21 protein-coding genes are annotated in these 23,923 nt (G+C 40.7%); 15 read left to right on the forward strand and 6 right to left on the reverse strand.

Annotated elements, in window-relative coordinates; translation table 11 throughout:
* Positions 1-171: 171 nt before the first annotated feature.
* From AQ505_RS06735 to AQ505_RS06765, 7 genes are all read left to right on the forward strand, one after another.
* Complete coding sequence (locus tag AQ505_RS06735) at positions 172-1,206, forward strand: LacI family DNA-binding transcriptional regulator (RefSeq protein WP_062547474.1); 1,035 nt, start codon at positions 172-174, stop codon at positions 1,204-1,206.
* Positions 1,207-1,292: 86 nt separating this feature from the next.
* A complete protein-coding gene (locus AQ505_RS06740) occupies positions 1,293-2,489 on the forward strand; it encodes a glycoside hydrolase family 88 protein (protein ID WP_062547475.1) in 1,197 nt (398 codons plus the stop codon).
* A 155-nt stretch (positions 2,490-2,644) separates the two neighbouring features.
* Positions 2,645-3,487 (forward strand): 5-dehydro-4-deoxy-D-glucuronate isomerase, encoded by an 843-nt coding sequence (kduI, locus tag AQ505_RS06745; RefSeq protein ID WP_082461766.1) that lies wholly within the window; start codon positions 2,645-2,647, stop codon positions 3,485-3,487.
* 64 nt (positions 3,488-3,551) lie between these two features.
* Entirely contained in the window at positions 3,552-4,691 is a 1,140-nt protein-coding gene (locus tag AQ505_RS06750; protein ID WP_062547476.1) for a DUF4861 family protein, read from the forward strand.
* Between the two features lie 26 nt (positions 4,692-4,717).
* Positions 4,718-5,488 carry an SDR family NAD(P)-dependent oxidoreductase gene (locus tag AQ505_RS06755; RefSeq protein ID WP_062547477.1) on the forward strand — a complete coding sequence of 257 codons (771 nt, stop codon included), beginning with the start codon at positions 4,718-4,720 and terminating at the stop codon, positions 5,486-5,488.
* Position 5,489: 1 nt separating this feature from the next.
* Entirely contained in the window at positions 5,490-6,956 is a 1,467-nt protein-coding gene (locus AQ505_RS06760) for a sulfatase family protein (RefSeq protein ID WP_062547478.1), read from the forward strand.
* 35 nt (positions 6,957-6,991) lie between these two features.
* A complete protein-coding gene (locus AQ505_RS06765) occupies positions 6,992-8,644 on the forward strand; it encodes a beta-N-acetylhexosaminidase (RefSeq protein WP_231635030.1) in 1,653 nt (550 codons plus the stop codon).
* 58 nt (positions 8,645-8,702) lie between these two features.
* Here the strand turns inward: AQ505_RS06765 and AQ505_RS06770 are convergent, their stop codons facing one another.
* Both AQ505_RS06770 and AQ505_RS06775 read right to left on the reverse strand, forming a co-directional pair.
* The gene (locus AQ505_RS06770) at positions 8,703-10,553 is read right to left on the reverse strand and encodes an alpha-L-fucosidase (protein ID WP_062547480.1); all 1,851 of its coding nucleotides are present in this window, start codon (positions 10,551-10,553) and stop codon (positions 8,703-8,705) included.
* A gap of 125 nt (positions 10,554-10,678) precedes the next feature.
* Entirely contained in the window at positions 10,679-11,548 is an 870-nt protein-coding gene (locus AQ505_RS06775; protein ID WP_062547481.1) for an AraC family transcriptional regulator, read from the reverse strand.
* 221 nt (positions 11,549-11,769) lie between these two features.
* On the opposite strand from AQ505_RS06775, the gene AQ505_RS06780 reads away from it, so the two are divergent.
* The 5 genes from AQ505_RS06780 to AQ505_RS06800 all read left to right on the forward strand — a co-directional run bounded on the left by AQ505_RS06780 (position 11,770) and on the right by AQ505_RS06800 (position 18,041).
* On the forward strand, positions 11,770-13,878 hold the full coding sequence (locus AQ505_RS06780; RefSeq protein WP_082461437.1) for a sulfatase-like hydrolase/transferase: 2,109 nt from the start codon (positions 11,770-11,772) through the stop codon (positions 13,876-13,878).
* A 236-nt stretch (positions 13,879-14,114) separates the two neighbouring features.
* Positions 14,115-14,681: a UbiX family flavin prenyltransferase gene (locus tag AQ505_RS06785; RefSeq protein WP_062547482.1), complete on the forward strand. Its 567-nt coding sequence runs from the start codon at positions 14,115-14,117 to the stop codon at positions 14,679-14,681.
* A gap of 54 nt (positions 14,682-14,735) precedes the next feature.
* Positions 14,736-16,055 carry a tRNA (N(6)-L-threonylcarbamoyladenosine(37)-C(2))-methylthiotransferase MtaB gene (gene mtaB, locus AQ505_RS06790; protein WP_062547483.1) on the forward strand — a complete coding sequence of 440 codons (1,320 nt, stop codon included), beginning with the start codon at positions 14,736-14,738 and terminating at the stop codon, positions 16,053-16,055.
* A gap of 32 nt (positions 16,056-16,087) precedes the next feature.
* On the forward strand, positions 16,088-17,242 hold the full coding sequence (locus AQ505_RS06795) for a prolipoprotein diacylglyceryl transferase family protein (protein ID WP_062547484.1): 1,155 nt from the start codon (positions 16,088-16,090) through the stop codon (positions 17,240-17,242).
* 10 nt (positions 17,243-17,252) lie between these two features.
* The gene (locus AQ505_RS06800; RefSeq protein ID WP_062547485.1) at positions 17,253-18,041 is read left to right on the forward strand and encodes an inositol monophosphatase family protein; all 789 of its coding nucleotides are present in this window, start codon (positions 17,253-17,255) and stop codon (positions 18,039-18,041) included.
* A gap of 84 nt (positions 18,042-18,125) precedes the next feature.
* On the opposite strand, the gene AQ505_RS06805 is transcribed toward AQ505_RS06800, so the two are convergent.
* The 4 genes from AQ505_RS06805 to AQ505_RS06820 form a co-directional block, all read right to left on the reverse strand.
* Complete coding sequence (locus AQ505_RS06805; protein WP_062547486.1) at positions 18,126-18,677, reverse strand: NifU family protein; 552 nt, start codon at positions 18,675-18,677, stop codon at positions 18,126-18,128.
* Between the two features lie 77 nt (positions 18,678-18,754).
* Positions 18,755-20,101 (reverse strand): adenylosuccinate lyase, encoded by a 1,347-nt coding sequence (gene purB / locus AQ505_RS06810; RefSeq protein WP_062547487.1) that lies wholly within the window; start codon positions 20,099-20,101, stop codon positions 18,755-18,757.
* A gap of 139 nt (positions 20,102-20,240) precedes the next feature.
* A complete protein-coding gene (locus AQ505_RS06815; RefSeq protein WP_231635031.1) occupies positions 20,241-20,552 on the reverse strand; it encodes a hypothetical protein in 312 nt (103 codons plus the stop codon).
* A gap of 160 nt (positions 20,553-20,712) precedes the next feature.
* Positions 20,713-20,928, reverse strand: coding sequence for a hypothetical protein (locus tag AQ505_RS06820; RefSeq protein WP_062547488.1), 216 nt, complete (start codon positions 20,926-20,928; stop codon positions 20,713-20,715).
* A gap of 210 nt (positions 20,929-21,138) precedes the next feature.
* Between AQ505_RS06820 and AQ505_RS06825 the strand changes: the two genes are divergently transcribed.
* The 3 genes from AQ505_RS06825 to AQ505_RS06835 all read left to right on the forward strand — a co-directional run bounded on the left by AQ505_RS06825 (position 21,139) and on the right by AQ505_RS06835 (position 23,894).
* Complete coding sequence (locus AQ505_RS06825; protein WP_062547489.1) at positions 21,139-21,705, forward strand: RNA polymerase sigma factor; 567 nt, start codon at positions 21,139-21,141, stop codon at positions 21,703-21,705.
* A gap of 7 nt (positions 21,706-21,712) precedes the next feature.
* A complete protein-coding gene (locus AQ505_RS06830; protein WP_062547490.1) occupies positions 21,713-22,801 on the forward strand; it encodes a S1C family serine protease in 1,089 nt (362 codons plus the stop codon).
* A 145-nt stretch (positions 22,802-22,946) separates the two neighbouring features.
* Complete coding sequence (locus AQ505_RS06835; protein WP_062547491.1) at positions 22,947-23,894, forward strand: DUF72 domain-containing protein; 948 nt, start codon at positions 22,947-22,949, stop codon at positions 23,892-23,894.
* Positions 23,895-23,923: the final 29 nt, after the last annotated feature.

Consider the following 23,923-nt stretch of genomic DNA (forward strand, 5'->3'; position numbering starts at 1 on the left):
CGGAAGTTATCGCTTTTGATGGAATTTAGGGCACTATCGGTAATTACGCTTAATATATTGCCAAAATAACGGAGGAGAGCCACTTTCTGTAATTTTATGAAAACGTTTTCATTTTATGGAAGAAATGACTAGCTTGCCTGTGTTTAATTTACTGAAAATTCAGTTTTATAGATGAATAAGGATAAAAAACCGCAGCAAAACACCATTCTTGACATCGCGGAAGCGTTGAAACTTTCTCCGGCAACGATTTCAAGGGCGCTGAATAATCACCCCTATGTAAAGGAGAAAACGAAAAGCGATGTATTAAAAATGGCGGCGCAGCTGGGTTATAGAAGGAACCAGATGGCTTCTGGATTAAGGAGCAATAAAACGCATACTGTTGGACTCATTGTTCCGCGGATCTCCATGTTTTTTCATGCCGAAGTGATCACTACCATTCAAAACGCATTGCATAAACACGGCTATAACCTGATCATTTGCCAGTCTAACGACCTGCTCAGCATGGAGGAAGAACTCGCAGATATCCTGTATGCCTCCAGAGTGGATGCAATGATCGTTGCCTGTACATTACAAGCGACAGATTTTACTCATTTTGATAAGCTGGTGAACAGCGGAATTCCCGTGATTTTCTACGATCGAGTGCCCCTCAATTCCTATCCGGTAACCTATATTAAAGGAGATGATTTTCGCGGGGGATATCTGGCTACTTCTCATTTGATAGAAACGGGAAGTGAGCGTATTGCTCATATTTCCGGAAAATTAATTTCTAATCTTTACCAGGATCGTACCGCAGGTTTCTTCAAAGCAATGGAACAACATCAGCTGCCAGTGCGTGAAGAATGGGTTTTTCATCAGGAACTTACCCATGAGAACGCTAAAGAAGCGATGGCGAAACTATTTTCAGGAGCGGTAGTTCCAGATGCTTTATTTACTGCAAATGATGTGACAGCCATTGCAGCGTTGGAATATGCGAAGGAAAATGGAATCCGCGTACCCCAGGACCTGAAAATTATCGGGTATTCAAATGATCCGAGAACCTCGATCATTACTCCGGCTTTATCCACGATAGAACAGTATCCTGCCAAGGTAGGACAAAAAATAGTAGAAGTGTTGATCGATCAATTGAAAAATGGAGATCACCGATTAGAGCTGGAAAAAAAGCCTTACGTGATTCCTGTGGATTTGATCAGAAGGATGTCTTCTTAATAAATAACAGATAAATAAATAGTAGTACGCCCAATAAAAGCAACCCAAATAAATTAAATATAAATTTTGAACCAAACCAGTAGATTATGCGGAAGCTCGTAGTTTTTTTAAGTCTTTTAATGATGAACAGTATGGCGCTGTTCGCTCAAAATGCTCCGGCAAAAGAGGGAATGCGTCAATTAATTGATGATCAGTTTAAATTTGCCGATCAGCAGTATAAGGTGCTCAGCAAAAATGTTCCGGCAGATGTAATGCCTCAAACTTACAATGCCGAAAAAAACAAGGTACAAACCAGTGATACCAAATGGTGGTGTAGTGGCTTTTATCCAGGTACTTTATTCTATATCTATGAGTATACCAAAGATCCTGAAATCCTTGCTGAAGCTACTGCCAGACTAGGTATTCTGGAAAAAGAAAAGCACTACACCGGAAACCATGACCTTGGTTTTATGATGTACTGCAGCTTTGGTAATGCTTACCGCATCACTAAAAACCCGAGTTACAAAGCAACGATAGACACTTCAGCGGCTTCCCTGACTACGAGATATCACCCTGGGGCAAAAGTAATTCAGTCCTGGAATTCCAGCAAAAAATGGGGCGGACCAGTTATTATTGACAACATGATGAACCTGGAATTGTTAAGCTGGGTATCCGACCATGGTGGTGATAAAAAATTCAAAGAAGTGGCGATTGCACATGCCAACACCACTTTAGAAAACCATTTCCGTCCGGATTTCAGCTCTTATCATGTGATAGATTATGACATGAAAACAGGTAAAGTGATGCACAAGCAAACGGCACAAGGCGCTGCAGATTCTTCTGCATGGAGCAGAGGCCAGAGTTGGGGACTGTATGGATACACCATGATGTACCGTTTTACTAAAGATAAACGCTATCTGGATCAAGCTAGAAATATTGCTAAATTCACTTTAAACCACCCTAATATGCCGAAAGACCTGGTTCCTTACTGGGATTTTGATGCACCAGGTATTCCAAATACTTATCGTGATGCTTCTGCAGCAGCTGTAAATGCTTCTGCATTATTAGAGCTGGCACAGTATGTTAATAAAAAAGAACGCAAAACTTATTTGGATGCCGCAGAGAAAATGATCCGTTCCCTGGCCTCTGATACGTATCGTGCGAAATTAGGAGAGAATGGTGGTTTTCTTTTGATGCATAGCGTAGGTTCTATTCCGCATAAAACGGAAATTGATGTGCCTTTAACGTATGCAGATTATTACTTTCTGGAAGCGTTACACCGCTATAAAAATTGGTACTTGTAGGCAATACTGTTAATTAAATAGTCCAATGATCAGTTAAAAAAAGACGTGATCCTACTGAAAAGGGAGCACACATTAAATATTAAAATACAGAATGACCATAATACTTGTCTGAAATTGAAACAGGCAATAGCAAACAGATGATTAAAAAGAATACAATGGAAACATATTTTGACAGCAGGTTCGCGCTGAGCCCAAAGGAAGGAAAACAATTAGATACTCAAGGATTACGTGATAATTTCCTGATGGAAAAGCTTTTTGAAGCAGATGCCATTCATTTAACCTTATCTCATTTCGACAGGTATATTGCCGGTGGTGTAATGCCCGTAAAAGAAACGGTTCTTTTGTCCAACCCAGAAAATCTAAAAGCCAATTATTTCCTGGAAAGAAGAGAGCTGGGCATCATCAACGTAGGTGGTAAGGGCAGTATAGTTGCCGACGGCACTACTTACGAATTGGAGTATAAAGAAGCTTTGTACCTGGGAAAAGGTACAAAAGAAGTGAGTTTCTCTTCTGCTGATGCAAATGCACCAGCTAAATTTTACATCAATTCTGCACCAGCACACCATACTTACCCTTCCAAGAAAGTTTCTAAAGCGGAAGCAGAAGTGGTAGAATTGGGTTCTCCGGCAACAGCCAACCACAGGGTGATCAATAAACTGATCGTAAACAGTGTATTGCCTACTTGTCAGCTGCAAATGGGCATGACAGAATTGAAAAGTGGCAGTGTTTGGAATACCATGCCAGCACATACCCACGACCGTAGGATGGAAGTTTACTTCTATTTTGAAGTGCCGGAAGGACAAAGTGTGTGTCATTTCATGGGCCAGCCTCAGGAAACCAGACATATATGGATGCAGAATGAACAAGCCGTTATTTCACCAAACTGGTCAGTGCATTCCGGAGCAGGAACGAGCAATTATACCTTCATCTGGGGAATGGCAGGTGAAAACCTGGATTATGGCGATATGGACCATTGCGCCATTACTGAATTGAGATAAAAGAAAAACCAAAAGAACAGGCTGTGCTTAAATCCACAGCCTGTTTCTATAAACTGTATGAAACATGAAAAAGATTCTCCTGGTTTTATGGGCATGCGCCAGCTTACCCGCTGCGCTTAATGCACAAACTAAGCATTTGAAGGCTACCATCAGCATTCAGAACACTGCCACGCAGAAAAGAACCGCTGCAGTGACCGCCATACCCTGGCAAAATGTACTTTCCAAATTTCCTGCAGTAGATACAGCAAACTTTAAGGTGCTGAATGCAGCGCAGAAGGAAGTTCCTTTTCAATTGGAATATAAAGGATTAACAAGCCCGCAAAACTTGCTGGTACAATTAGATGTGCCGGCAAATGGAACGGTTAAATTGACCATTGTTCCTGGAAAAGCACAGAAACCAGTACAAAAAACTTTCGGCAGGTACATTCCTGAGCGTAAAGATGATTTTGCCTGGGAAAATGATAAAGTAGCTTTCCGTATGTACGGAAAAGCACTGGAAAGTACCCCTAAAGAAAATGCCTATGGCATTGATGTGTGGGGGAAAAGAGTAACCAGAATGGTGTTGAACGAGCGCTATAAAAGAGGTAAATACCATGAAGATCTTGGTGATGGTAACGATTACTACCATGTAGGCCTGACTTTAGGTGGCGGTGATATTGCGCCGATCTCCGGTGATAAAATCTATTATCCTTTAAATTACCGTACCTGGAAAATATTAGATCAAGGTGCATTGCGTTTCACTTTTCAATTGAGTTATGAAAACTGGGACGTCGCTGGGAAATTAGTGAAAGTAACGAAAACGATATCTCTGGATGCAGGTTCTCATTTGAATAGGGTAGCCGCAAACTATGAATATCCAGGTGGTGGTGATTTACCAGTGGTAGTCGGAATCATCAAAAGAGCAGAGCCCGGTGCTTTATTACTAAACGAGAGAAATGGCGTAATGGGCTATTGGGAGCCTAAACATGGCGAAGATGGTACCATGGGGATCGGTGTGATTTTATCAGATCCTAAACTGCAGATGAGGGTGACCAAAGAGCAGCTGCTGGCAGAAACAACTGCAAAAAATGCGGAGCCAGTCGTGTATTATAATGGCGCAGCATGGGATAAAGCAGGAGAAATTACGACTGCAGAGGCCTGGTTTGCCTACCTGAATAATTTTAAAAAATCATTAGAACAGCCTTTAAAGGTAACCGTTCAATAAGTCTTATTTTATAAAAACATCGTCAAATGTCGGTACTGAATTTATTTAATTTAAAAGGTAAAATAGCCCTGGTTACAGGCTGTAAACGTGGGATTGGAAAAGCAATGGCAGAAGCATTAGCAGAAGCTGGAGCAGATATTATTGGCGTATCCGCCAGCCTGGAATTGGAAAACTCCGCAGTGGAGCAATCGGTAAAAGCATTAGGTCGCAATTTCAGCGCCTACCAATGTGATTTTAATGACCGCAATTCACTGAAAACATTTATTGAAAAAGTGAAAACTGCACACCCTGTCATTGATATTCTAGTGAATAATGCAGGAACAATTTTGAGAAAACCTATCGCCGAACATCCAGATGAATATTGGGATGAAGTGATTGCTGTGAATCAAACCGCACCATTTATCCTGACTCGTGAGATCGGAAAAGAAATGATTTTGAGAGGATCAGGAAAAGTAATCTTTACCGCTTCTTTATTGACTTTTCAGGGTGGAATCACGGTTCCAGGTTATGCGGCCAGTAAAGGTGCTGTAGGGCAGCTAACGAAAGCTTTTGCGAATGAATGGGCCAGCAAAGGGGTTAATGTGAATGCAATTGCACCCGGTTATATTTCCACAGACAATACCACTGCTTTAAGGGCAGATCAAGATAGAAGCCGCTCAATTATGGAACGTATTCCCGCAGGAAGATGGGGGGAAGCGGAAGACTTTAAGGGGCCTACTGTATTTCTGGCTTCCGAAGCCTCTAACTATATGCACGGTACAGTGATGACTGTTGATGGTGGATGGATGGGGAGGTAAAATGAAAAAATCTAATCTATTTCGGCTGCTCCTTTGGGGCAGCCCATTTTTATTGGTCATATCGCTGAACGCAAATGCTCAGCAAAAGAAAAATGACCGCCCAAATGTGATCATCATTAATATGGATGATATGGGCTATGGAGATACGGAGCCTTATGGGATGACCGGTATTCCAACACCAAATTTCAATAGGGCAGCTTCCGAAGGAATGCGGCTCACACATTTCAATGCCGCACAAGCGGTATGCAGCCCCTCCAGGGCAGCACTCCTCACCGGATGTTACCCAAACAGGTTAAGTCTGGCCCATGCTTTAAGTCCGGAAGCAAAAATCGCATTAAATACTTCTGAAGAAACCATTGCCTCTATCTTGAAAAAATCAGGATACAAAACGGCGATGCTCGGAAAATGGCACCTGGGCTCAAAAGCACCATTTCTGCCTACCTATTTTGGCTTTGATAGTTTTTATGGCCTTCCTTATTCCCATGATATGTGGCCTGTTGGTTACGATGGAAAACCATTGGATTCCTCAACTTACAGAGGGAAATACCCGAGATTGCCGATTTTAGACGGTGAGAACGTGGTTGCTTATAATGATAACCTGGAAGATCAGGGGAAATTAACCGGGACTTTCACTAAGAAAGCAGTCGAGTTTATTACGGACCATCAGAAAGATCCTTTCTTTTTATACCTGGCACAGCCGATGCCTCATGTGCCTTTAGCAGCGTCAAAAGCTTTCAGAGGAAAGAGTGAACTGGGCATTTTTGGCGATGTGATCATGGAGCTAGATTGGTCAATTGGAGAAATTATGAAAACGCTGGACCGTTATAAATTATCGGAAAACACGATTTTGATCATTACCAGCGACAACGGGCCATGGCTCAATTTTGGCGATAATGCCGGTTCTTCCGGAGGCTTCCGTGAAGGAAAAGGAACTGCATGGGATGGCGGAACACGCGTTCCGTGTCTGATCAGGTGGCCCGGAAGCATTCCCGCAGGGAGCCTCAGCTCTCAATTAATGGTCAACATAGATCTGTTACCTACGATTGCTACCCTCACAAAAGCGAAATTACCAGCGCTTAAAATTGATGGGATGGACTTTTCCGCTGTACTGACAGGTAAATCAAGTAAAGGTCCGAGGGAAGTTTTTTACTACTATTATGATGTCAATAACCTAAAAGCAGTGCGCTACAAAAACTGGAAATTAGTGTTTCCGCATAGTTCCAGAGCATATACCGGTAGTTTGCCTGGTAAAGGCGGTTATCCTGGCCCGGCACCAGATGTAAAGGTGAAAATGGCTTTGTATAACCTTTCTCATGACCCTGCTGAGCAATATGACGTTCAGGAAAATTATCCTGAAATGCTAAAGCAAATACAGGTTTATGCCGAAGAGGCAAGGGTGGATCTTGGTGATGAGCTGACAAATAGAAAAGGAGCGAACAGAAGGCCAGCGGGAAAAGTATCCCCATAAAAAACATCATTAGTAAATTTTAACCAGCATACCTCATGATGAAATTGAAAATTAAAGCAGTGTCCAGTTTTTCTTTTATGCTGTTTGCCGTACTTTTTATTTTGAGTCCGAATCAAACGACAGCTCAGGATAATTGTCCTATTATACCCTTGCCTATAAGTGCTGTAAAGGGCGATGGCAGTTTTTTACTACAGGTAAATACACCTTTAGTATTAAATGATGAGGCCTTAAAACCGATCGCACAATACCTGCAGACAGAGCTGCTAAAGTCGCAGTACCTACCCATTAGCATTCAGCCAAGCGCAGGGAAATTACCTGCTATAAAACTGGTGCTTTCCCCGAAAAAGAAAATCGGATCAGAAGCTTATGCGCTGGACATCAATGGTGATGGCATTACCATCATTGCTAAAGATATTCCGGGTGCCTTTTATGGTGCAACCTCCTTGATGCAACTGATCAGACAAGTAAAAAGAGTTAAAGGAAGTTTAAGCCTGCATGCCTGGAAAATAGAAGATCAGCCTGCTTATGGTTGGAGAGGCTTTATGCTGGATGAATCTAGGTTCTTCTTCGGAATGGAAAAGGTAAAGTCAATCATCGACTGGATGGCCTTTTATAAATTAAATAAACTGCATTGGCATCTGACCGACGAGCCGGCCTGGCGTTTAGAGATCAAGAAATACCCGAAATTGAGCTTGATTGGTGGTATTGGCGACTTTAGGACTGAATTTACACCAGCACAATATTATACCCAGGAGCAAATAAAGGAAGTGGTGGCCTATGCCGCGCTGCGTTTCATCACCGTAATTCCTGAAATTGATATGCCAGGACATGCTACGGCAGCCAATAAAGCCTATCCTGAATTTAGTGGGGGCGGTGGACCTGGTCATCCGGAATTTACTTTTAATCCTGGTAAAGAAGGGACTTATGCCTATCTAACCAATATTTTAAAGGAAACTAATGTTTTATTTCCTTCCGCAATGATCCACCTCGGTGGTGATGAAGTGAGTTATGGCAACCATAAATGGGCAACGGATCCTGAGATTATCGCTTTGATGCAAAGTAAAAATCTTGCCGGTACTAAGGAGGTGGAAACTTATTTTATGAAACGAATGGCGGATTCTGTGTACCAGATGAATGCTAAACTGCTGGTTTGGGATGAGATGGCAGAAGCCGGACTACCGAAAGATAAAACCATTATTTTCTGGTGGCGCCATGACCAGCCACAGGTTTTAAAGCAAGCATTGAGCAAAGGATATGAAACGGTATTGTGTCCTAGATTGCCATTGTACTTCGATTTTGTACAGGACAGCACGCATAATAATGGGCGCAAATGGAGCAAGTTGTACAACCCTATAGAAAGCGTATATTCTTTTTCAGCAGATCATTATCAATCACAAACGGTGACTAAAAACCAGATCCTGGGGATTCAAGCCAACCTTTGGACGGAAACTGTTCCTAATAATCAGCGATTGGAATACCTGCTTTTTCCCAGGATTTCTGCGCTGGCAGAAGCAGCTTGGTCTACGAAAGCAGGAAAGAATTTTCCGGCATTCATGGAACGTTTAAAAGGACATTTTGCCCTTTATGAGCAAGCGGGGATTTATTATTATGATCCGACAAATCCAGGGAAATATCCGGAGCCGGTAAAGCTGGGTAAAAGCGCTAAACGCTTTGATACTGGCGACTAATCTGATCAAAAATGCCCCTGCATCAGGAAATCGTTCCGATGCAGGGGCTTGTACTATTTTATAAGTTACTTTCTATTGCACCTACTTTTTCACGGTATAAATCAACCGGTCCGTCTAATAACACGGCAATTACGGTTAGTTTTTTATCCAATCGATCTTCAGGAACAGGGATGTAAACAATTCCAGGAACTGAGCTCCAATATAGTTTATTGTAAATCTCTGGCTCCATCATGGTTCCTTCTCCCACAATTCTGATTCTGCTGATCTTATTTTTGATGCCTTTCAAAGCAATCGGGCCTGTTGGCTTGCCTTCTACAAATAGGAATAAGGTTTGTTTATCAGCAGATAAAGCACTTTTTCCTTGATAATGTCCTTCAGGAAGCCCTTTGGTGGTCTTATATAAACTTTCTGAATTTTTAGTGATCCAGTTGTAAAGGGTAGGAGATAGGCTTTTCTTTTCTGTTTCCATTCCCAATCCATCTATGGTTAGTTTTGTAGTTAAGAAAGGGTTATTTCCATCATGAATGGCACTGGCAATTTGTAAAATCTGATCCTGATCATTGCTGTTTTTTTGAGGAGTTATTGCGGCAGTTACCACAGTTTTTTCTGCCAATCTGATCGGTTCATTGAATTGAATCGCAATCACGGTCACATCTTGATCTGCTGCGTTTTCGGGGATTTTCAAGCTCAGGTTATTGCCGTCTTTTTTATAGCTCAGCAATTCGGAACTACCCACAATTTTCGCCGACTTAACTTTGGAAAGTACCCCATTCAAGTTGAATATTCCACCATTTGGCGCCCAATCTGCATATAGATACAAGGTTTTCTTATCCTTAGAAAGACTGGTTTTTCCATTGAAATGTTCTGCAGGAATTCCTGCACGTGTACCGTAGATCGCTTCTCCATGTTTGCTGGTCCAGCGGGCAAGACCTTTTAATACGGCTACTTGCTGCTGCGGAATTGTTCCATCAGCTTTAGGACCGATATCCAGCAGCAAATTTCCACCCATACTGATACAATCTACTAAGGTTCGGATGATCATGTTTGGTGATTTATACTTATTGTCATAAGGCTGATAGCCCCAGGAATCATTAATTGTATAACACAGTTCCCAATAATCTCCGGCTGGTTTTACCACTGGAATTCCCTGTTCCGGTGTTTCATAATCACCATGGTGGTTCAGGCGTGAATTGATGATAATATCTGAATTGTAACTACGTAGGTTTTTAAGCACTTTTTGCGCCTGCCATTCTTCGCCATTGTGCTCCCAATCTCCATCAAACCAAATCAAATCCGGTTTGAAGTTCGCAGAAAGCTCATTGAGCTGCTGCTGGTAGTAGTTAAGAAAAGTATTCCATCTTTTCGGCGCTTCTTTCAATAGATACCTTTTATGTTCTCTGGTAAACACATCATAGTCGTTGTAACTCCAGTCTGGTAAAGAAAAATAAAGCCCGGTTTTTAATCCAGAAGCTTTTAATGCCTTCACAAAGGGGCTAATCAGGTCTTTTTTTGCAGCACTATGTTTAATAGTAGTGGTGGCATTTGGTGCTTTAGTGTCCCATAAAGAAACGCCGTCATGGTGTTTTGTAGTGATGACCGAATATTTGGCACCACTTTCTTTGATCAGTTTTACCCATTCTTCAGGTTGATATTTGGAGGCATTAAAGCCATCCAATTGTTTCATATAATTATCGTGGTTGATGTAGTTGTTGAAAAATGCCCAGGATTCTGAAATCCCATTTACCGAATAAACACCCCAATGGATAAATATTCCAAGTTTGGCATCGGTAAACCATTCCATTTTTTTGGTGTTGGCAGTAGTTTTTTCTTTTGAGCTGTTCTCCTGTGCAATGCTGGCTGTTAAAGACAGACAAAAAAATAAGGCAGACAGTAAGGTCTTTTTGTTCATAGAATTGGTTGGTTTCTTTTGTTTTTGCGTGTTAAGCGTGTGATAATTTGCTGTTTTTTTAATGTATTACTGGTGCTGTTTTTTATCTTTTTCATCTTCCGATGTGCCTACGGCAGATCAACGTTTTATTTCTGCAGATAAGATTTTTGGTAATTTAACGGGCTCTTTCCGGTAATGATTTTAAAGTGTTTGTGAAAGCTGGCAAAGTTGTGAAACCCACTTTCATAGCAGATCTGCTTTACATTCATGCTGTCCTCAATCAGCAATTTGCAAGCATGACCCACCCTGATTTCAGAGATAAACTGGGTGTAAGTTTTCCGGGTTCTTGACTTAAAATACCGGCAAAATGAATTCGGACTGATGTTGGCTACGGCAGCCATTTCTTCCATCTGGATTTTTCTTTTGAAATTCGCCAGCGAATAATTGTAAATCGCATTGATGCGGTCGTTTTCAATCTCCTCGAAGTCATGTCGGAAGCCAATAGAAGATAGTAATTCATGCTGCGTACAGTTTTCAATGGCCAGCAATGCTTCCATTAAAAGAATAATCCGCTTGGATCCTTCAGAGAGTAAAATGGATTCAATGATCTCCCCGATCACTTTTTTCGCTTTGTCTGAAATTTGAATTCCTCGCTGTGCTTTTTCCAGGATTAGCTTTAAGGCCTTGTTTTCCGGTAGGTTTAAGAAATGATTTCCCCAGAAGTTTTCGCAGAAATGAACAACAACAACATCTGCATTTTCCTGTTCCTCTGCCAGGAAATAGCTGTCGTCGAATCTCCAGTAATGAGGGAGGTGTGCACCGATCAATACCACGTCTCCAGATCTGAAACGCTTGATGCTGTCGCCAATAAATTGGGTGCCATTTCCTTTCTTAAAATAGATCAATTCCACTTCTGCATGGTAATGCCAGCGGTTGTTGATGTAAGGGACTTTGTCTCTCCTTGCACTAAATGAATTCACAAGGTTGTTTGAAACTTTGAGTAATTGTGGCTTCATAAAATTTGGTTAGGTCAGGCTAAATTTATAAAAATCTTTCATAAATACCTTGTAATATCAACAATACACAAATTAACGCCAATATTGCTGAATGACTTGGGGCCGATAAAGCCGGTTAAAACATCAGGTATAACGAATTCAGGATAATTAGTTTAGAATAAACCATATTTCATAAAAACTGATAACTTTGGTTTTAACACACAACAACAACCTGAACCAACATGATGAAAAGAACCTGGAGGACCACAATAATGGTCTTTATGCTTCCAATTGCAGTTATTCCAACAAGCGTTAAAGCTCAAAATCAACAAAACAAACAAAGCCCTGTTGCCCCGAATATCATTTTCATTTTAACGGATGACATGGGCTATGGAGATCTTGGTGTTTTCTTCCAAAATCAACGTAAACAGCATAAAAGCCTGCCTTATCAATTGACACCAAATCTGGACCAGATGGCTGCTTCCGGAGCGAAATTCACAAACCAATATAGCAATGCCCCAGTATGTGCACCTTCTCGTGCCTCTTTTATAACGGGCATGAATCAGGGAAATGCGAGTGTCAGAGACAATCAGTTTGATAAGCAAATTGAAAATAACCATACCATTGCCAATATGTTGAAAAGTGCAGGATATGCCACCGCTGCAGTAGGTAAATGGGGCTTACAAGGGGAAACAAAAGAGGAGCCAAACTGGCCTGCTCATCCTTCAAAACGAGGATTTGATCAGTTTTTCGGCTATATGAGACATGCAGACGGACACGAGCATTATCCTTTTGAAGGCCTTTACAGAGGTAAAAAAGAAGTGTACGACAACTATACCAATGTGGCTGCTGACCTGAGTAAAAGCTATACGACAGATTTATGGACCGCTTATGCGAAGAAATGGATCGCAGAACATGAGCAGGGTAAATCAGCAAAACAACCGTTTTTTATGTTCCTGGCCTATGATGCGCCACATGCAGTTTTAGAGTTGCCAACTCAGGCTTACCCTGCAGGTGCAGGATTAAAAGGCGGTGTACAGTGGACAGGGAAAAAGGGGGCCATGATCAATACGGCCTCCGGTGAAATTGATACGTATGTGCATCCCGATTATACAAACGCGACTTACGATGATGATCAAAACCTGAATACTCCTGAAAAGCCCTGGCCAGATACTTACAAGCGTTATGCTACTGCCAACCGAAGAATTGATGATGCGATCGGTGATGTAATGCAGCTTTTAAAAGACCTGAAGATCGATGAAAATACACTGGTGGTTTTTAGTTCTGATAATGGACCTTCTATAGAATCTTATCTGCCGAAAGGGTATGTACCCAACAGCCCTGAGTTTTTTGGAAGTTTCGGTCCTTTTGATGGGATCAAAAGAGACGTTTGGGAAGGTGGACTGAGAATGCCCGTACTGGTACGCTGGCCTTCAAAAATTAATCCCGGACAAACGATTGCTTTACCCAGTATGCTGTCTGACTGGATGCCTACTTTTGCGGAAGCCGCCAATATTCCTGCGCCAGCAAGGTTAGATGGCGTGTCTTTGCTGCCCAGCTTAACCGGTAAGGGTAAGCAGGAGCAAGGGCAGGTGTATATAGAATATAAAGAAGGTGGGAATACGCCGGATTTCAAAGAATTTGAAGCCAGTAGAAGGGGCAGGAAACGCAACCAGATGCAAATGATTCGTATTGGCGATCTGGCTGGCGTACGCTATAATATTAAATCTGCGGACGATGATTTCGAAATCTATGATGTGGTCAAAGACCCGAAAGAAACGACTAATCTGGGCGGAAATCCAGCATATCGCAGTTTGCAGGACAAAATGAAAACAAAAGTTCTGCAAAGTAGAAAAGTAGATGCGGAGGCACCTCGTCCTTATGATACAGCACTGATTCCAGGTGTAAATCCTGCAGGCAAAATAACCCCGGGAATGAGCTGGAAGTTATTTAAAGGGGATTTCAAATGGGTGGTTACCGAAAAAGGAAGAATTCCATTGCAAAAAGGAAGTACAAGCAGCCTGGAAAATCATAAAACTCCTAAAATTTCTGGAATGATGTTATATGAAGCCTGGTTTAAAGCGCCGAAAGACGGTGAATATACCTTCTCCTTAGTAAGTAACGGAAAAGCTTATCTGCGTTTGCATGAAGCGGAATTGCTGGATGCGGATTATGACTATTCGCCGGGAAAAGAAATCACTGCTACTGTAAAATTAAAAGCCGGATATCATCCAATCAAAATCTACGCTAAGCAAGAACAGGGAAAGGCAATATCGTTGCGCTTAAAGCAAAAAGAAGCTGGAGCTAACTGGCAGAATATGAGCGGTAATAATCTTTTTAGCGTAAAATAACGGGCTTTAATCATTTCTAAAGAAGATTATGCCATAAAAAAGTGAGTTTAAACTTTCATTTAACCAAAAAGTTAATTACATTTGAGCTTACCCTTTCGAGGGTATGTTTTTCATAGGTAGATGTAGGGTCGGAAATTTATTTCCGATCCTTTTTTTTTACGACTGTTTTTAGTCGGTTTTCCATCTACACTCATTCCATACATCGTATTTGTTTTAACTTTATCTTTGCTGCTGCTATGGATAAGAAGAAAATCATTGTTGCCATTACCGGAGCCAGCGGCTCGATCTACGCGAAACTACTGCTTGATAATTTAATGACCCTTTCTGATCAGGTGGAGACGGTAGCTGTAGTGATGTCGGACAATGCGAAGGAAGTATGGCGGTTCGAACTCGGCAACGAAGACTACGATCGATACCCTTACAAATTCTACCCGAAAATGGACTTCAATGCTCCTTTCGCTTCGGGCTCCGCAAAATTTGACACTATGATTATCATTCCATGTTCGATGGGAACCCTTGGCAGAATCGCCCACGGCATCTCCAACGACCTCATCAGCAGAGCAGCCGACGTGGTCTTAAAAGAACGCAGAAAATTGATCGCTGTAGTGCGTGATACCCCTTTCAGCCTCATTCACATCAATAATCTGAAAATCGTAACCGAAGCTGGCGGCATCATTTGTCCGGCAAGTCCCTCGTTTTATTCCCTGCCAAAAACCATTGAAGCGGTCGCACAAACGGTCGTTAGCCGGGTCATCGACCTTGCCGGTCTCCGTCAGGATAGTTACCGCTGGAATGAGGAATAATCTCAGCTAAAACCTTATCTTTGCGCATTCTCAAAGAAATTTTATAAGGGCTAAATGAAGAAGGTTGCATTTTATACACTAGGTTGTAAGTTAAATTTTTCAGAAACTTCAACAATAGGAAGGTTATTTACCGATGCCGGATATGCGGTGGTGGATTTTACAGCTGGGGCGGATGTATATGTAATCAATACCTGCTCTGTAACGGAGCATGCCGATAAGAAATGCCGGAAGGTAGTTAAGGAGGCCCTGAAATATTCTCCGAATGCTTATGTAACGATTGTAGGCTGCTATGCACAGCTGAAACCAGTAGAAATTGCTGAAATTGAAGGTGTGGATATGGTATTGGGTGCTGCAGAGAAATTCCGTATTGTAGAATATATCTCTGATCTGACGAAACTTCCAAAGGCCGTTATTCATCAGCAAAACATAGAAAAAGTAAACCATAATTTTATTGCAGCTTATTCGATCGGGGACAGAACACGTACTTTCCTGAAAGTTCAGGACGGCTGTGATTATCCTTGTACTTATTGTACAATTCCTTTGGCACGTGGTGGCAGTCGCAGTGATACCATCGAAAACGTAGTCAACAGAGCCACACAGATCGCGGAAAGCGGCGTGAAAGAAATCGTGCTTACTGGTGTAAACCTGGGCGATTTCGGGATCAGAGATGGGCAGAGAGAAGATAAATTCTTCGACCTGGTAAAAGCCCTGGATGAAGTAGAAGGAATCGAAAGAATCCGCATCTCTTCCATCGAACCCAACCTGCTTAGCAATGAGATCATTGAATTTGTAGCTACTTCAAAAAGATTTGTACCCCATTTCCATATTCCATTACAATCTGGTTCTAACAAGATCCTGGGGCTAATGAAAAGACGTTATCAAAGAGAACTATATACTGAACGCGTAGCCAAAATAAAAGCATTAATTCCAAATTGCTGTATCGGTGTAGATGTGATTGTCGGTTTCCCTGGAGAAACGCATGAAGATTTTCTGGACACCTATCAGTTCCTGAATGAACTGGATATTTCTTACTTACACGTATTTACTTATTCTGAACGTGAGCAAACCGCTGCAGCAGAAATGAAAGGTGTGGTTGCTGGAAGTACCAGAGCCGACCGCAGTAAAATGCTCCACATCTTATCGGATAAAAAACGCAGGGCTTTCTATCAGTCTCAGATTGGTACCGTAGGCGAAGTGCTATTCGAAGACGATCAGAAAGATGGTTTCATGCATGGTTTCACGAAAAACTATGTGAAAGTAAAAGCAAAATACGACCCGGTTATGGTGAATGAGATTAAAAGAGTGAAATTGCTTGAACTTACTGCTGATGGTGAAGTAGAAGTTGCAGAAAGCGAAGAAGTTTTAGCTCATTAATCTTATATTCGCATAAAAACCTTTCTAAAAGTATGTTTCCAACTGTATCCCATTTTATAGAATATCTTTTCGGTGTTCAGATACCTCTTCCATTCAATACCTTCGGTGTTTTTGTAGCTTTAGCTTTCATTGCAGGTTATTGGGCATTTACAGAAGAATTTAAACGTAAAGAATCTTTGGGGATCATCCATCCGATCAAGAAATACATTACTGTAGGAAAACCTGCTACTAGCTTAGAACTCTTCTATAACGGTGTGTTCGGCTTCCTGATTGGGTATAAACTGGTTTACGCATTACTGAATTATAAGCTGTTTGTGAGCGATGCCCAAACGGTATTGCTCTCTACAAAAGGCAGTATTTTAGGCGGTCTGTTCTTTGCAGGCCTATTTGCGTACTGGGATCATAAAGAGAAAAATAGAGTTAAATTATCAGCACCAAAAACGGTAGAAGTGATCCAGCATCCTTATGAGCTGATGGGCAATATGATTGTCTGGGCAGCAGTATGGGGATTCCTTGGTGCGAAAATATTTGATAACCTGGAGCATTGGGATACATTTGTACAAGATCCAATTGGTGGATTGCTGTCTTTCAGTGGATTGACCTTTTATGGTGGATTGATTTGCGGTGGTGCTGCGGTATTATACATTGCTAAAAAGAACAATATTAAGGTATTGCACATGCTGGACATTGGCGGTCCGGGAATGATGCTGGCTTATGCTGTTGGTCGTATCGGCTGTCAGATGTCAGGAGACGGAGATTGGGGGATCGACAACCTGAATCCTAAACCAGTAAGCTGGCTGCCGGATTGGTTATGGGCCTATACTTATCCTAATAACGTGGCAAATGAAGGGGTTCCAATCCCTGGCTGTGTCGGTAAATTCTGCCATGAACTGGCAAATCCGGTGTATCCAACCCCAATTTATGAGGTGATCGTTTGCTTTATCTTATTTTTAATCCTTTGGAAAGTCCGCACCAGAATTAAAATTCCTGGTATGATGTTTGGAATTTACCTGATGTTGAATGGTCTGGAAAGATTCTTTATCGAATTGATCCGTGTCAATACCAAATACGATGTAGCTGGCATCCGCTTTACTCAGGCAGAATTGATTTCCAGCATATTATTTCTATCCGGTTTGCTGCTGGTTTTGTATTCTGTGAAGAATAAAGAAAAGCTTGCGAACTATTAAAATTTAAGATTTGAATTACGAATTACTTTGTTCTAAAGTTGTAGCTATAGCCCGTTTAACCGGTAATTTTATCCGCAAGGAGTCCATGAATTTTGACGCGAATGCGGTAGAAATTAAAGGTTTGAACGACCTGGTCTCTTACGTCGATAAAAATGCCGAAAGGCAATTGGTGAGGAATCTGGTAAAATTGATTCCAGAGGCTGGCTTTATCACAGAGGAGGAGACTTTAAATACTACTGGTGCAGTTTTCAACTGGATTATTGACCCTTTAGACGGGACCACAAACTTTATCCATGGATTGCCAACGTATGCGATCAGCATTGCCCTTTATGAGGATGGACAGCCGGTGATTGGTGTCGTTTATGAAATCAACAGGGGAGAGATGTTCTCTACTTACAAAGGTGGAGCTGCTTACCTGAACAATAAAGAAATCTCGGTATCTAAACGTACTTCTTTAAGCGAAACATTGATAGGAACTGGTTTTCCATACTATCAGTTCGATAAGCAGGAGGCCTACATGCAATTGCTGTCAGAAATGATGCGAAGCTGTCATGGTTTAAGAAGGATTGGCTCGGCGGCCACCGATTTAGCTTATGTGGCTTGCGGTAGGTTTGATGGCTTTTTTGAATACAACCTGAATTCCTGGGATGTGGCTGCAGGTGCCTACCTGGTGCAGCAGGCAGGAGGGAGTATCTTGAATTTCTCTGGCGGTGCCGAGTTTATTCAGCAGCGTGAGATCCTGGCAACGAATGGCCATATTGATGGAGAGCTGCTGGCGATTATGGAAAGACACTTCTAAAGCAGGATCATTTTAAAATGACATATCAAAGAAAAGGCCTTGATTGATAAAATCAAGGCCTTTTCTTTGATATGCTGTTATGGCTTATAAAGCTTCAGATACTACTTCTTTCACTTCAGGAACCATACGCTGTAATAAATTCTGGATACCAGATTTTAACGTAATGGTAGAAGATGGACATCCACTGCATGAACCTCTAAGTTCTACAGTAACCACACCTTCATCAAATGATTTATAGCTGATTGCACCACCATCCTGCTCCACTGCCGGACGAACATAGTCGTGCAGGATTTGCTGGATTTTGATTTCGATATCTGTTCCGGTGAATGCTGGAGCAGCTTCGTCAGTTTCTTCTTTGATTTTATATTCTGATTCTACTGCACCTTTTACGAATTCTTTCAGGATTGGCTCAATATCAGCCCATTCTGCATCTTCCGTCTTGGTAATGGTGACAAAGTTACTCGCAAAAAAAACGCCGTTTACAAAGTTGAACTTGAACAGTTCCTTTGCAAAAGGAGATAGCTCAGCACTCTCTTTAGTCGCAAAATCTTCACTGCCGTTGATCAATAATTTATTGACCATGAATTTCATGGTGGCAGGGTTAGGGGTTTGTTCTGTATATACGTTGATCGTCATTGTCTTTTTTTCTTACAAAAATAAATAATTCAAAGCTGCAAATTACGGTATCGATGTCTGTTTTAGGTCATTAATTCCTAGAAGACACCGGTGTAGTTAAATGGCGTAATTTTCTTCAATTCTGCTTTTATGGTGTCGCTTACCGCTAAACCATCAATAAAGGTGGCCATAGTGTCTGCTGTGATCTTTTGGTTGGTACGTGTCAGGTCTTTTAAAGCCTCGTAAGGGTTCGGGTAAGCCTCTCTTCTCAACACGGTTTGAATCGCTTCTGCAACCACTGCCCAGTTGTTTTCCAGGTCAGCTGCAATCGCATCATTGTTCAGGATGATTTTGTTTAATCCTTTAAGCGTAGAAGCCATCGCAATTACAGTATGTGCCATAGGAACACCTACATTTCTCAATACCGTAGAATCGGTCAAGTCTCTTTGTAAACGGGAGATTGGTAATTTTGCGGCGAAGAATTCGAATAAAGCATTTGCCAATCCTGCATTTCCTTCTGCATTTTCAAAATCAATCGGATTTACTTTATGCGGCATGGCCGATGAACCTACTTCTCCTTCTTTAATTCTTTGTTTAAAGTAGTTTTTAGAGATGTATGCCCAAATGTCGCGATCAAGATCAATAATGATGTTGTTGATGCGTTTCAAAGCATCACATTGTGCCGCAAACTGATCGTAATGTTCAATCTGAGTGGTGTGCTGTGCACGTGACAACCCCAATACTTCATTAACGAAGTTATTAGAGAAATCTACCCAGTTTACATTTGGATAAGCAATGTGGTGTGCGTTGAAATTACCTGTAGCACCGCCAAATTTTGCGCTGTTAGGGATATTTTTTAAATTGTTTAACTGAATTTCCAGACGTTCTGCAAATACCAGGAACTCTTTACCCAATTTAGTAGGCGAAGCAGGTTGTCCGTGCGTAAATGCCAATAATGGAACAGCTGCCCATTCTGTGGCCAGTTCTTTAATCTTGCTGATTAAATTGCTGATATTTGGGTAATAGACTTCATTTAAGGCCAGCTTAAACGTATATGGAATAGCAGTGTTGTTGATGTCCTGAGAAGTCAATCCAAAATGGATAAATTCTTTGTAATCCTGGAAGCCTAAATCATCAAATTGTTTTTTGATGAAATATTCAACCGCCTTCACATCATGGTTGGTTACTTTTTCAGTGTTTTTAATCTCCTGAGCATGTACATCTGAGAATTGCTCATGAATCAGACGCAGTTTACTGTAATTGGATTTATCAAATTTCGCTAATCCAGGTAGTTCTATTTCACATAGTGAAATGAAATACTCTACTTCCACATATACCCTGTATTTAATTAAGGCAGATTCAGAAAAGTACTTAGACAGGCTTTCAGTTGTATTTCTATAACGGCCATCTATTGGAGATATAGCTTGTAATGGTGATAAATTCATGGATATTAAGATTGTTTACAGCCGCGAAGTTACGTATTATTAGCCGTTTTTGGGAATGGAAGGCGCGCTAATTGAAGTTCAGGGCATAAAAAAAGGCTTTGGAATAGTCCAAAGCCTTTTTTTATGAAGTTAATTAAAACTAGTGAGCAGCTGGTTTAGCAGCTTCAGTAGTAGTTTTAACAACTGTATCTTTTACAGTAGAATCAACAACGTTAGTATCAACTGTAGTTACAACAGCACCTGAGTCAGTTAATGTAGTGTCAGTTGATTCACCTTTTTTTTCTGATGAACAAGCTGCTACTGATAAAGTGATTGCTAATGCTGCGAAACCTAATTTAAATGCGTTTTTCATTATATTTTGTTTAAATGTTAAATAATCAATTTTGTAGATTAATACCCTATATCCGAAAAGGTAACCCAGGTAATCCAATTTATTTTTATTTTTTTTCAAACTTTTTTTTCAAGGCCTGAAATCAGGGAGAAAGTGGTTATTTGGTGATTACTTTCCATTTTACGCCTGGTAATACCTGCTGATTTAGGGCAGCAAAATATAAATGCAACAAAAAAGGTGCTGGAGAAATCCAGCACCTTTTTTGTTTAGCCTTTTGAGCTTATTTTTTAGTTACAGTGTCAGTAGCAACAGTAGTAGTTTTTACAGTAGTATCTTTTACTGTAGAATCAACAACGTTAGTATCAACTGTAGTAACAACAGCACCTGAATCAGTTAATGTAGTATCAGTTGATTCACCTTTTTTTTCTGATGAACAAGCTGCTACTGATAAAGTGATTGCTAAAGCTGCAAAGCCTAATTTAAATGCGTTTTTCATTATAAGTCTATTTTAAATAATTAATTAATTTTGCAGATTAATACCTGAAAGATTAAAAGGTAACCCGTTCAATTCAAAAAAAAATAAAATATTTTTATTTGACGAATTTGGATCTGCAGACGTTATGTTAAGGTATTAGGGAAAGATCAGAAAAAAGTATTTTTTTTTGGTTAACATTGGGTTACCATTCACGTATAAATGTATTAATTGGTGAGTAATAAGTTAAGCAGTTCAGTTCCAACAGATAGAGAGGTAGTTTTAGGGATACTAAATGACTCGGAAGATACGCTAAATAAACTGTACACCGGATATTTTCCGATGGTATTGCAGTTTATCCTGAATAATAACGGTGATGAGGATGATGCAAAAGACGTGTATCAGGAAGGAATCATCGTATTATACAATAAAATAAAGGGCGGAAATTTTGAATTGAGCAGTAAACTAAAGACCTATATATACTCAGTTTGCAGAAGGATTTGGTTGAAGAAACTTTCCCAGGAAAGCCGGAAAACCAATAACATCTCGGATTTTGAGGATATCATGGCAGTAGAGGTAGATTTGGAGCAGCATGAAGAAAAAGATCAGCAGTTTGATAAAATGAACGATGCACTTCTTCATCTTGGTGAACCTTGCAAGACCATTATTCAGGATTTTTACATCAACGGTCTGTCTATGCAGGACATTTGTGAGAAATTTGGCTATACCAATACGGATAATGCCAAAACTCAAAAATATAAATGCTTACAAAGGCTGAAGAAATTGTTTTTTCAAGTTTAAAGGTGATATGAGAAACGAGATTGAGTTAGAGGGTATAATTGAAGATTATTTAAATGGTAAGCTTTCTGAGACAGAAAGAGTAGCTTTTGAGCAGCTTCGCAAGAACGATCCAACGGTGGATCATAAAGTAGTTGCGCATAAAGTTTTTCTGGATTCTTTAGGAGAGTATGCCAATAAAATGGATTTAAAAGCGAAAATGGATCGCGCCCATGCAGAGATTGATGTGGAGAGCTTAACAGAAGCGTTAAGACCTCATCCTTCCCGTATCATCAACTTATGGAGAAAAAATAAAGCAGCGATCGCCGTTGCCGCCTCTTTCATCCTTTTAACAATTGTGACCGTTTATTCTATCCAGCAAAACACCAAACAGATTGGTAGTGTTGAACTGGTCAGCAGAGAATTAACGAAAATTAAAAATTCTCAAAGCAGCCTGATCAGGATCATCAATTCTAAAAATACACCTAAAAATGTGAAACCTGCTAATTTTGGAGGAACAGGCTTTGCATTAACCGCCAACGGTTACTTACTGACCAATCTGCATGTAGTAGATGGTGCTGATTCTGTATATGTTCAGGATAGTAAAGGTGATTCTTATAAAGCTAAAGTAGTCAGAACAGATTCTCAGTACGATTTGGCCATTCTAAAAATTACAGATCGTTCATTCAGCTCGCTTTCTAACCTTCCTTACCGATTGAAACAAAGCGGAATAGGGATGGGGGATGTGGTGTATACTTTAGGGTTCCCTAAAGATGATGCCGTATTTGGCGAAGGTTATGTGAGCTCAAAAACAGGTTATAATGGAGATACGACACAATATCAGGTAGCAATTCCTGTAAACCCGGGAAATAGCGGTGGTCCTTTATTAGACCATCAGGGAAACATCATCGGTGTCATCTCTGCGAAAGAGAAACAAGTAGATGGTGCAACGTTTGCGATTAAATCAAAATATATTCAAGAGGCTTTAAACTCTATTCCTAATGATTCTTTAGGTAAAAAAGTAGCCTTCAATAAAAGAAATTCTTTGCAAGGCCTGAGCAGAAATAAACAGGTGCAGAAAATACAGGATTATGTGTTCATGATCAAAGTATACAAATAGAATTCTATTTTAAATGATTGTAAGACCCTACAGCTGATCTCGCTGTAGGGTCTTCTTTTTTAAGCCATTTTTCCTGAGTTCTTTCTTAAAAATTCCTAGTTTTATATTAAAGCGGATTTAATAACGAAGACCTAATTGTAAAAGCATGGATTTTGGAAAGGTTACCACAGATGAACTTCAAAGAATAGATTTTAGCCTGCCAGCTGATGGCGAGCAAACTGCGCTGACTTTATCCGGTAAACCTGCAGCAAAAACACCAGCTTTTTATGTGGGCTGCGCGAAATGGGGTAGAAAAGAATGGGTAAATATGATCTATCCCCCAAAGACTAAAGAGGCCAATTTTTTGGATGAATATGTGAAGCATTTTAATGCAATCGAACTAAATGCTGTTTTCTATAGTCTGCCAAAGCCGGAGCAAATCAGGAAATGGAAAGAAAAGGCAGCCCTGAATTCCAAGAATGGGTTTCTTTTCTGTCCGAAGTTTTCTCAGTCCATTACTCATATGAAAAGGCTAAAGGGCGCAGAAGAAGTCACGGATGTATTCCTCTCTGGTATCTCGGAATTCGGCGAATACCTCGGGCCCTGTTTTCTCCAGATGGGAGATAATTTTGGACCAAAAAACAAAGATGTTTTAACCTCCTATCTCGAATCCCTGCCCGCAGATTTATCCATGTTTGTAGAACTTAGAAATCCGGAATGGTTTTCGCAGGAAAGCAATAGGAAACCGCTTTTTGAAGGGTTAGCCAGGTTAAATAAAGGAGCTGCCATTACTGATGCTAGCGGCAGAAGGGACGTGATCCATATGGAACTAACCATTCCCGAAGTATTCATCCGCTTTGTAGGGAATGGCGCGGAGTTTAAAGCCTCAGATGAAGCCCGAATTGATGAATGGGTGAAACGCATTAAAATATGGCTGGACCTTGGATTGGAGAAGGTTTATTTCTTTTTACACCAGCACGATGAAAAGGATACCCCAATTATTGCCAATTATACGATTAAAGCATTTAATAAGCATTTGGGCAGTAAGATTCCGGAAATCAATTTCCTTGGCGGGAAAGATGGAGAAATTACAAAAGACCCACAATTATTCTAAAAAGTATACTAAATTTGTAGATATTATAA

Origin of the sequence: Pedobacter sp. PACM 27299, from assembly GCF_001412655.1 — a bacterium.
Taxonomy (GTDB): Bacteria; Bacteroidota; Bacteroidia; order Sphingobacteriales; family Sphingobacteriaceae; genus Pedobacter.

What these genes read in the sequence shown, in the direction of transcription:
- AQ505_RS06735 (WP_062547474.1), top strand. Translation starts at nt 172, where the DNA reads ATGAATAAGGATAAAAAACCGCAGCAAAACACCATTCTTGACATCGCG.
- AQ505_RS06740 (WP_062547475.1), top strand. Translation starts at nt 1,293, where the DNA reads ATGCGGAAGCTCGTAGTTTTTTTAAGTCTTTTAATGATGAACAGTATG.
- kduI (WP_082461766.1), top strand. Translation starts at nt 2,645, where the DNA reads ATGGAAACATATTTTGACAGCAGGTTCGCGCTGAGCCCAAAGGAAGGA.
- AQ505_RS06750 (WP_062547476.1), top strand. Translation starts at nt 3,552, where the DNA reads ATGAAAAAGATTCTCCTGGTTTTATGGGCATGCGCCAGCTTACCCGCT.
- AQ505_RS06755 (WP_062547477.1), top strand. Translation starts at nt 4,718, where the DNA reads ATGTCGGTACTGAATTTATTTAATTTAAAAGGTAAAATAGCCCTGGTT.
- AQ505_RS06760 (WP_062547478.1), top strand. Translation starts at nt 5,490, where the DNA reads ATGAAAAAATCTAATCTATTTCGGCTGCTCCTTTGGGGCAGCCCATTT.
- AQ505_RS06765 (WP_231635030.1), top strand. Translation starts at nt 6,992, where the DNA reads ATGATGAAATTGAAAATTAAAGCAGTGTCCAGTTTTTCTTTTATGCTG.
- AQ505_RS06770 (WP_062547480.1), bottom strand. Translation starts at nt 10,553, where the DNA reads ATGAACAAAAAGACCTTACTGTCTGCCTTATTTTTTTGTCTGTCTTTA.
- AQ505_RS06775 (WP_062547481.1), bottom strand. Translation starts at nt 11,548, where the DNA reads ATGAAGCCACAATTACTCAAAGTTTCAAACAACCTTGTGAATTCATTT.
- AQ505_RS06780 (WP_082461437.1), top strand. Translation starts at nt 11,770, where the DNA reads ATGATGAAAAGAACCTGGAGGACCACAATAATGGTCTTTATGCTTCCA.
- AQ505_RS06785 (WP_062547482.1), top strand. Translation starts at nt 14,115, where the DNA reads ATGGATAAGAAGAAAATCATTGTTGCCATTACCGGAGCCAGCGGCTCG.
- mtaB (WP_062547483.1), top strand. Translation starts at nt 14,736, where the DNA reads ATGAAGAAGGTTGCATTTTATACACTAGGTTGTAAGTTAAATTTTTCA.
- AQ505_RS06795 (WP_062547484.1), top strand. Translation starts at nt 16,088, where the DNA reads ATGTTTCCAACTGTATCCCATTTTATAGAATATCTTTTCGGTGTTCAG.
- AQ505_RS06805 (WP_062547486.1), bottom strand. Translation starts at nt 18,677, where the DNA reads ATGACGATCAACGTATATACAGAACAAACCCCTAACCCTGCCACCATG.
- purB (WP_062547487.1), bottom strand. Translation starts at nt 20,101, where the DNA reads ATGAATTTATCACCATTACAAGCTATATCTCCAATAGATGGCCGTTAT.
- AQ505_RS06820 (WP_062547488.1), bottom strand. Translation starts at nt 20,928, where the DNA reads ATGAAAAACGCATTTAAATTAGGCTTTGCAGCTTTAGCAATCACTTTA.
- AQ505_RS06830 (WP_062547490.1), top strand. Translation starts at nt 21,713, where the DNA reads ATGAGAAACGAGATTGAGTTAGAGGGTATAATTGAAGATTATTTAAAT.
- AQ505_RS06835 (WP_062547491.1), top strand. Translation starts at nt 22,947, where the DNA reads ATGGATTTTGGAAAGGTTACCACAGATGAACTTCAAAGAATAGATTTT.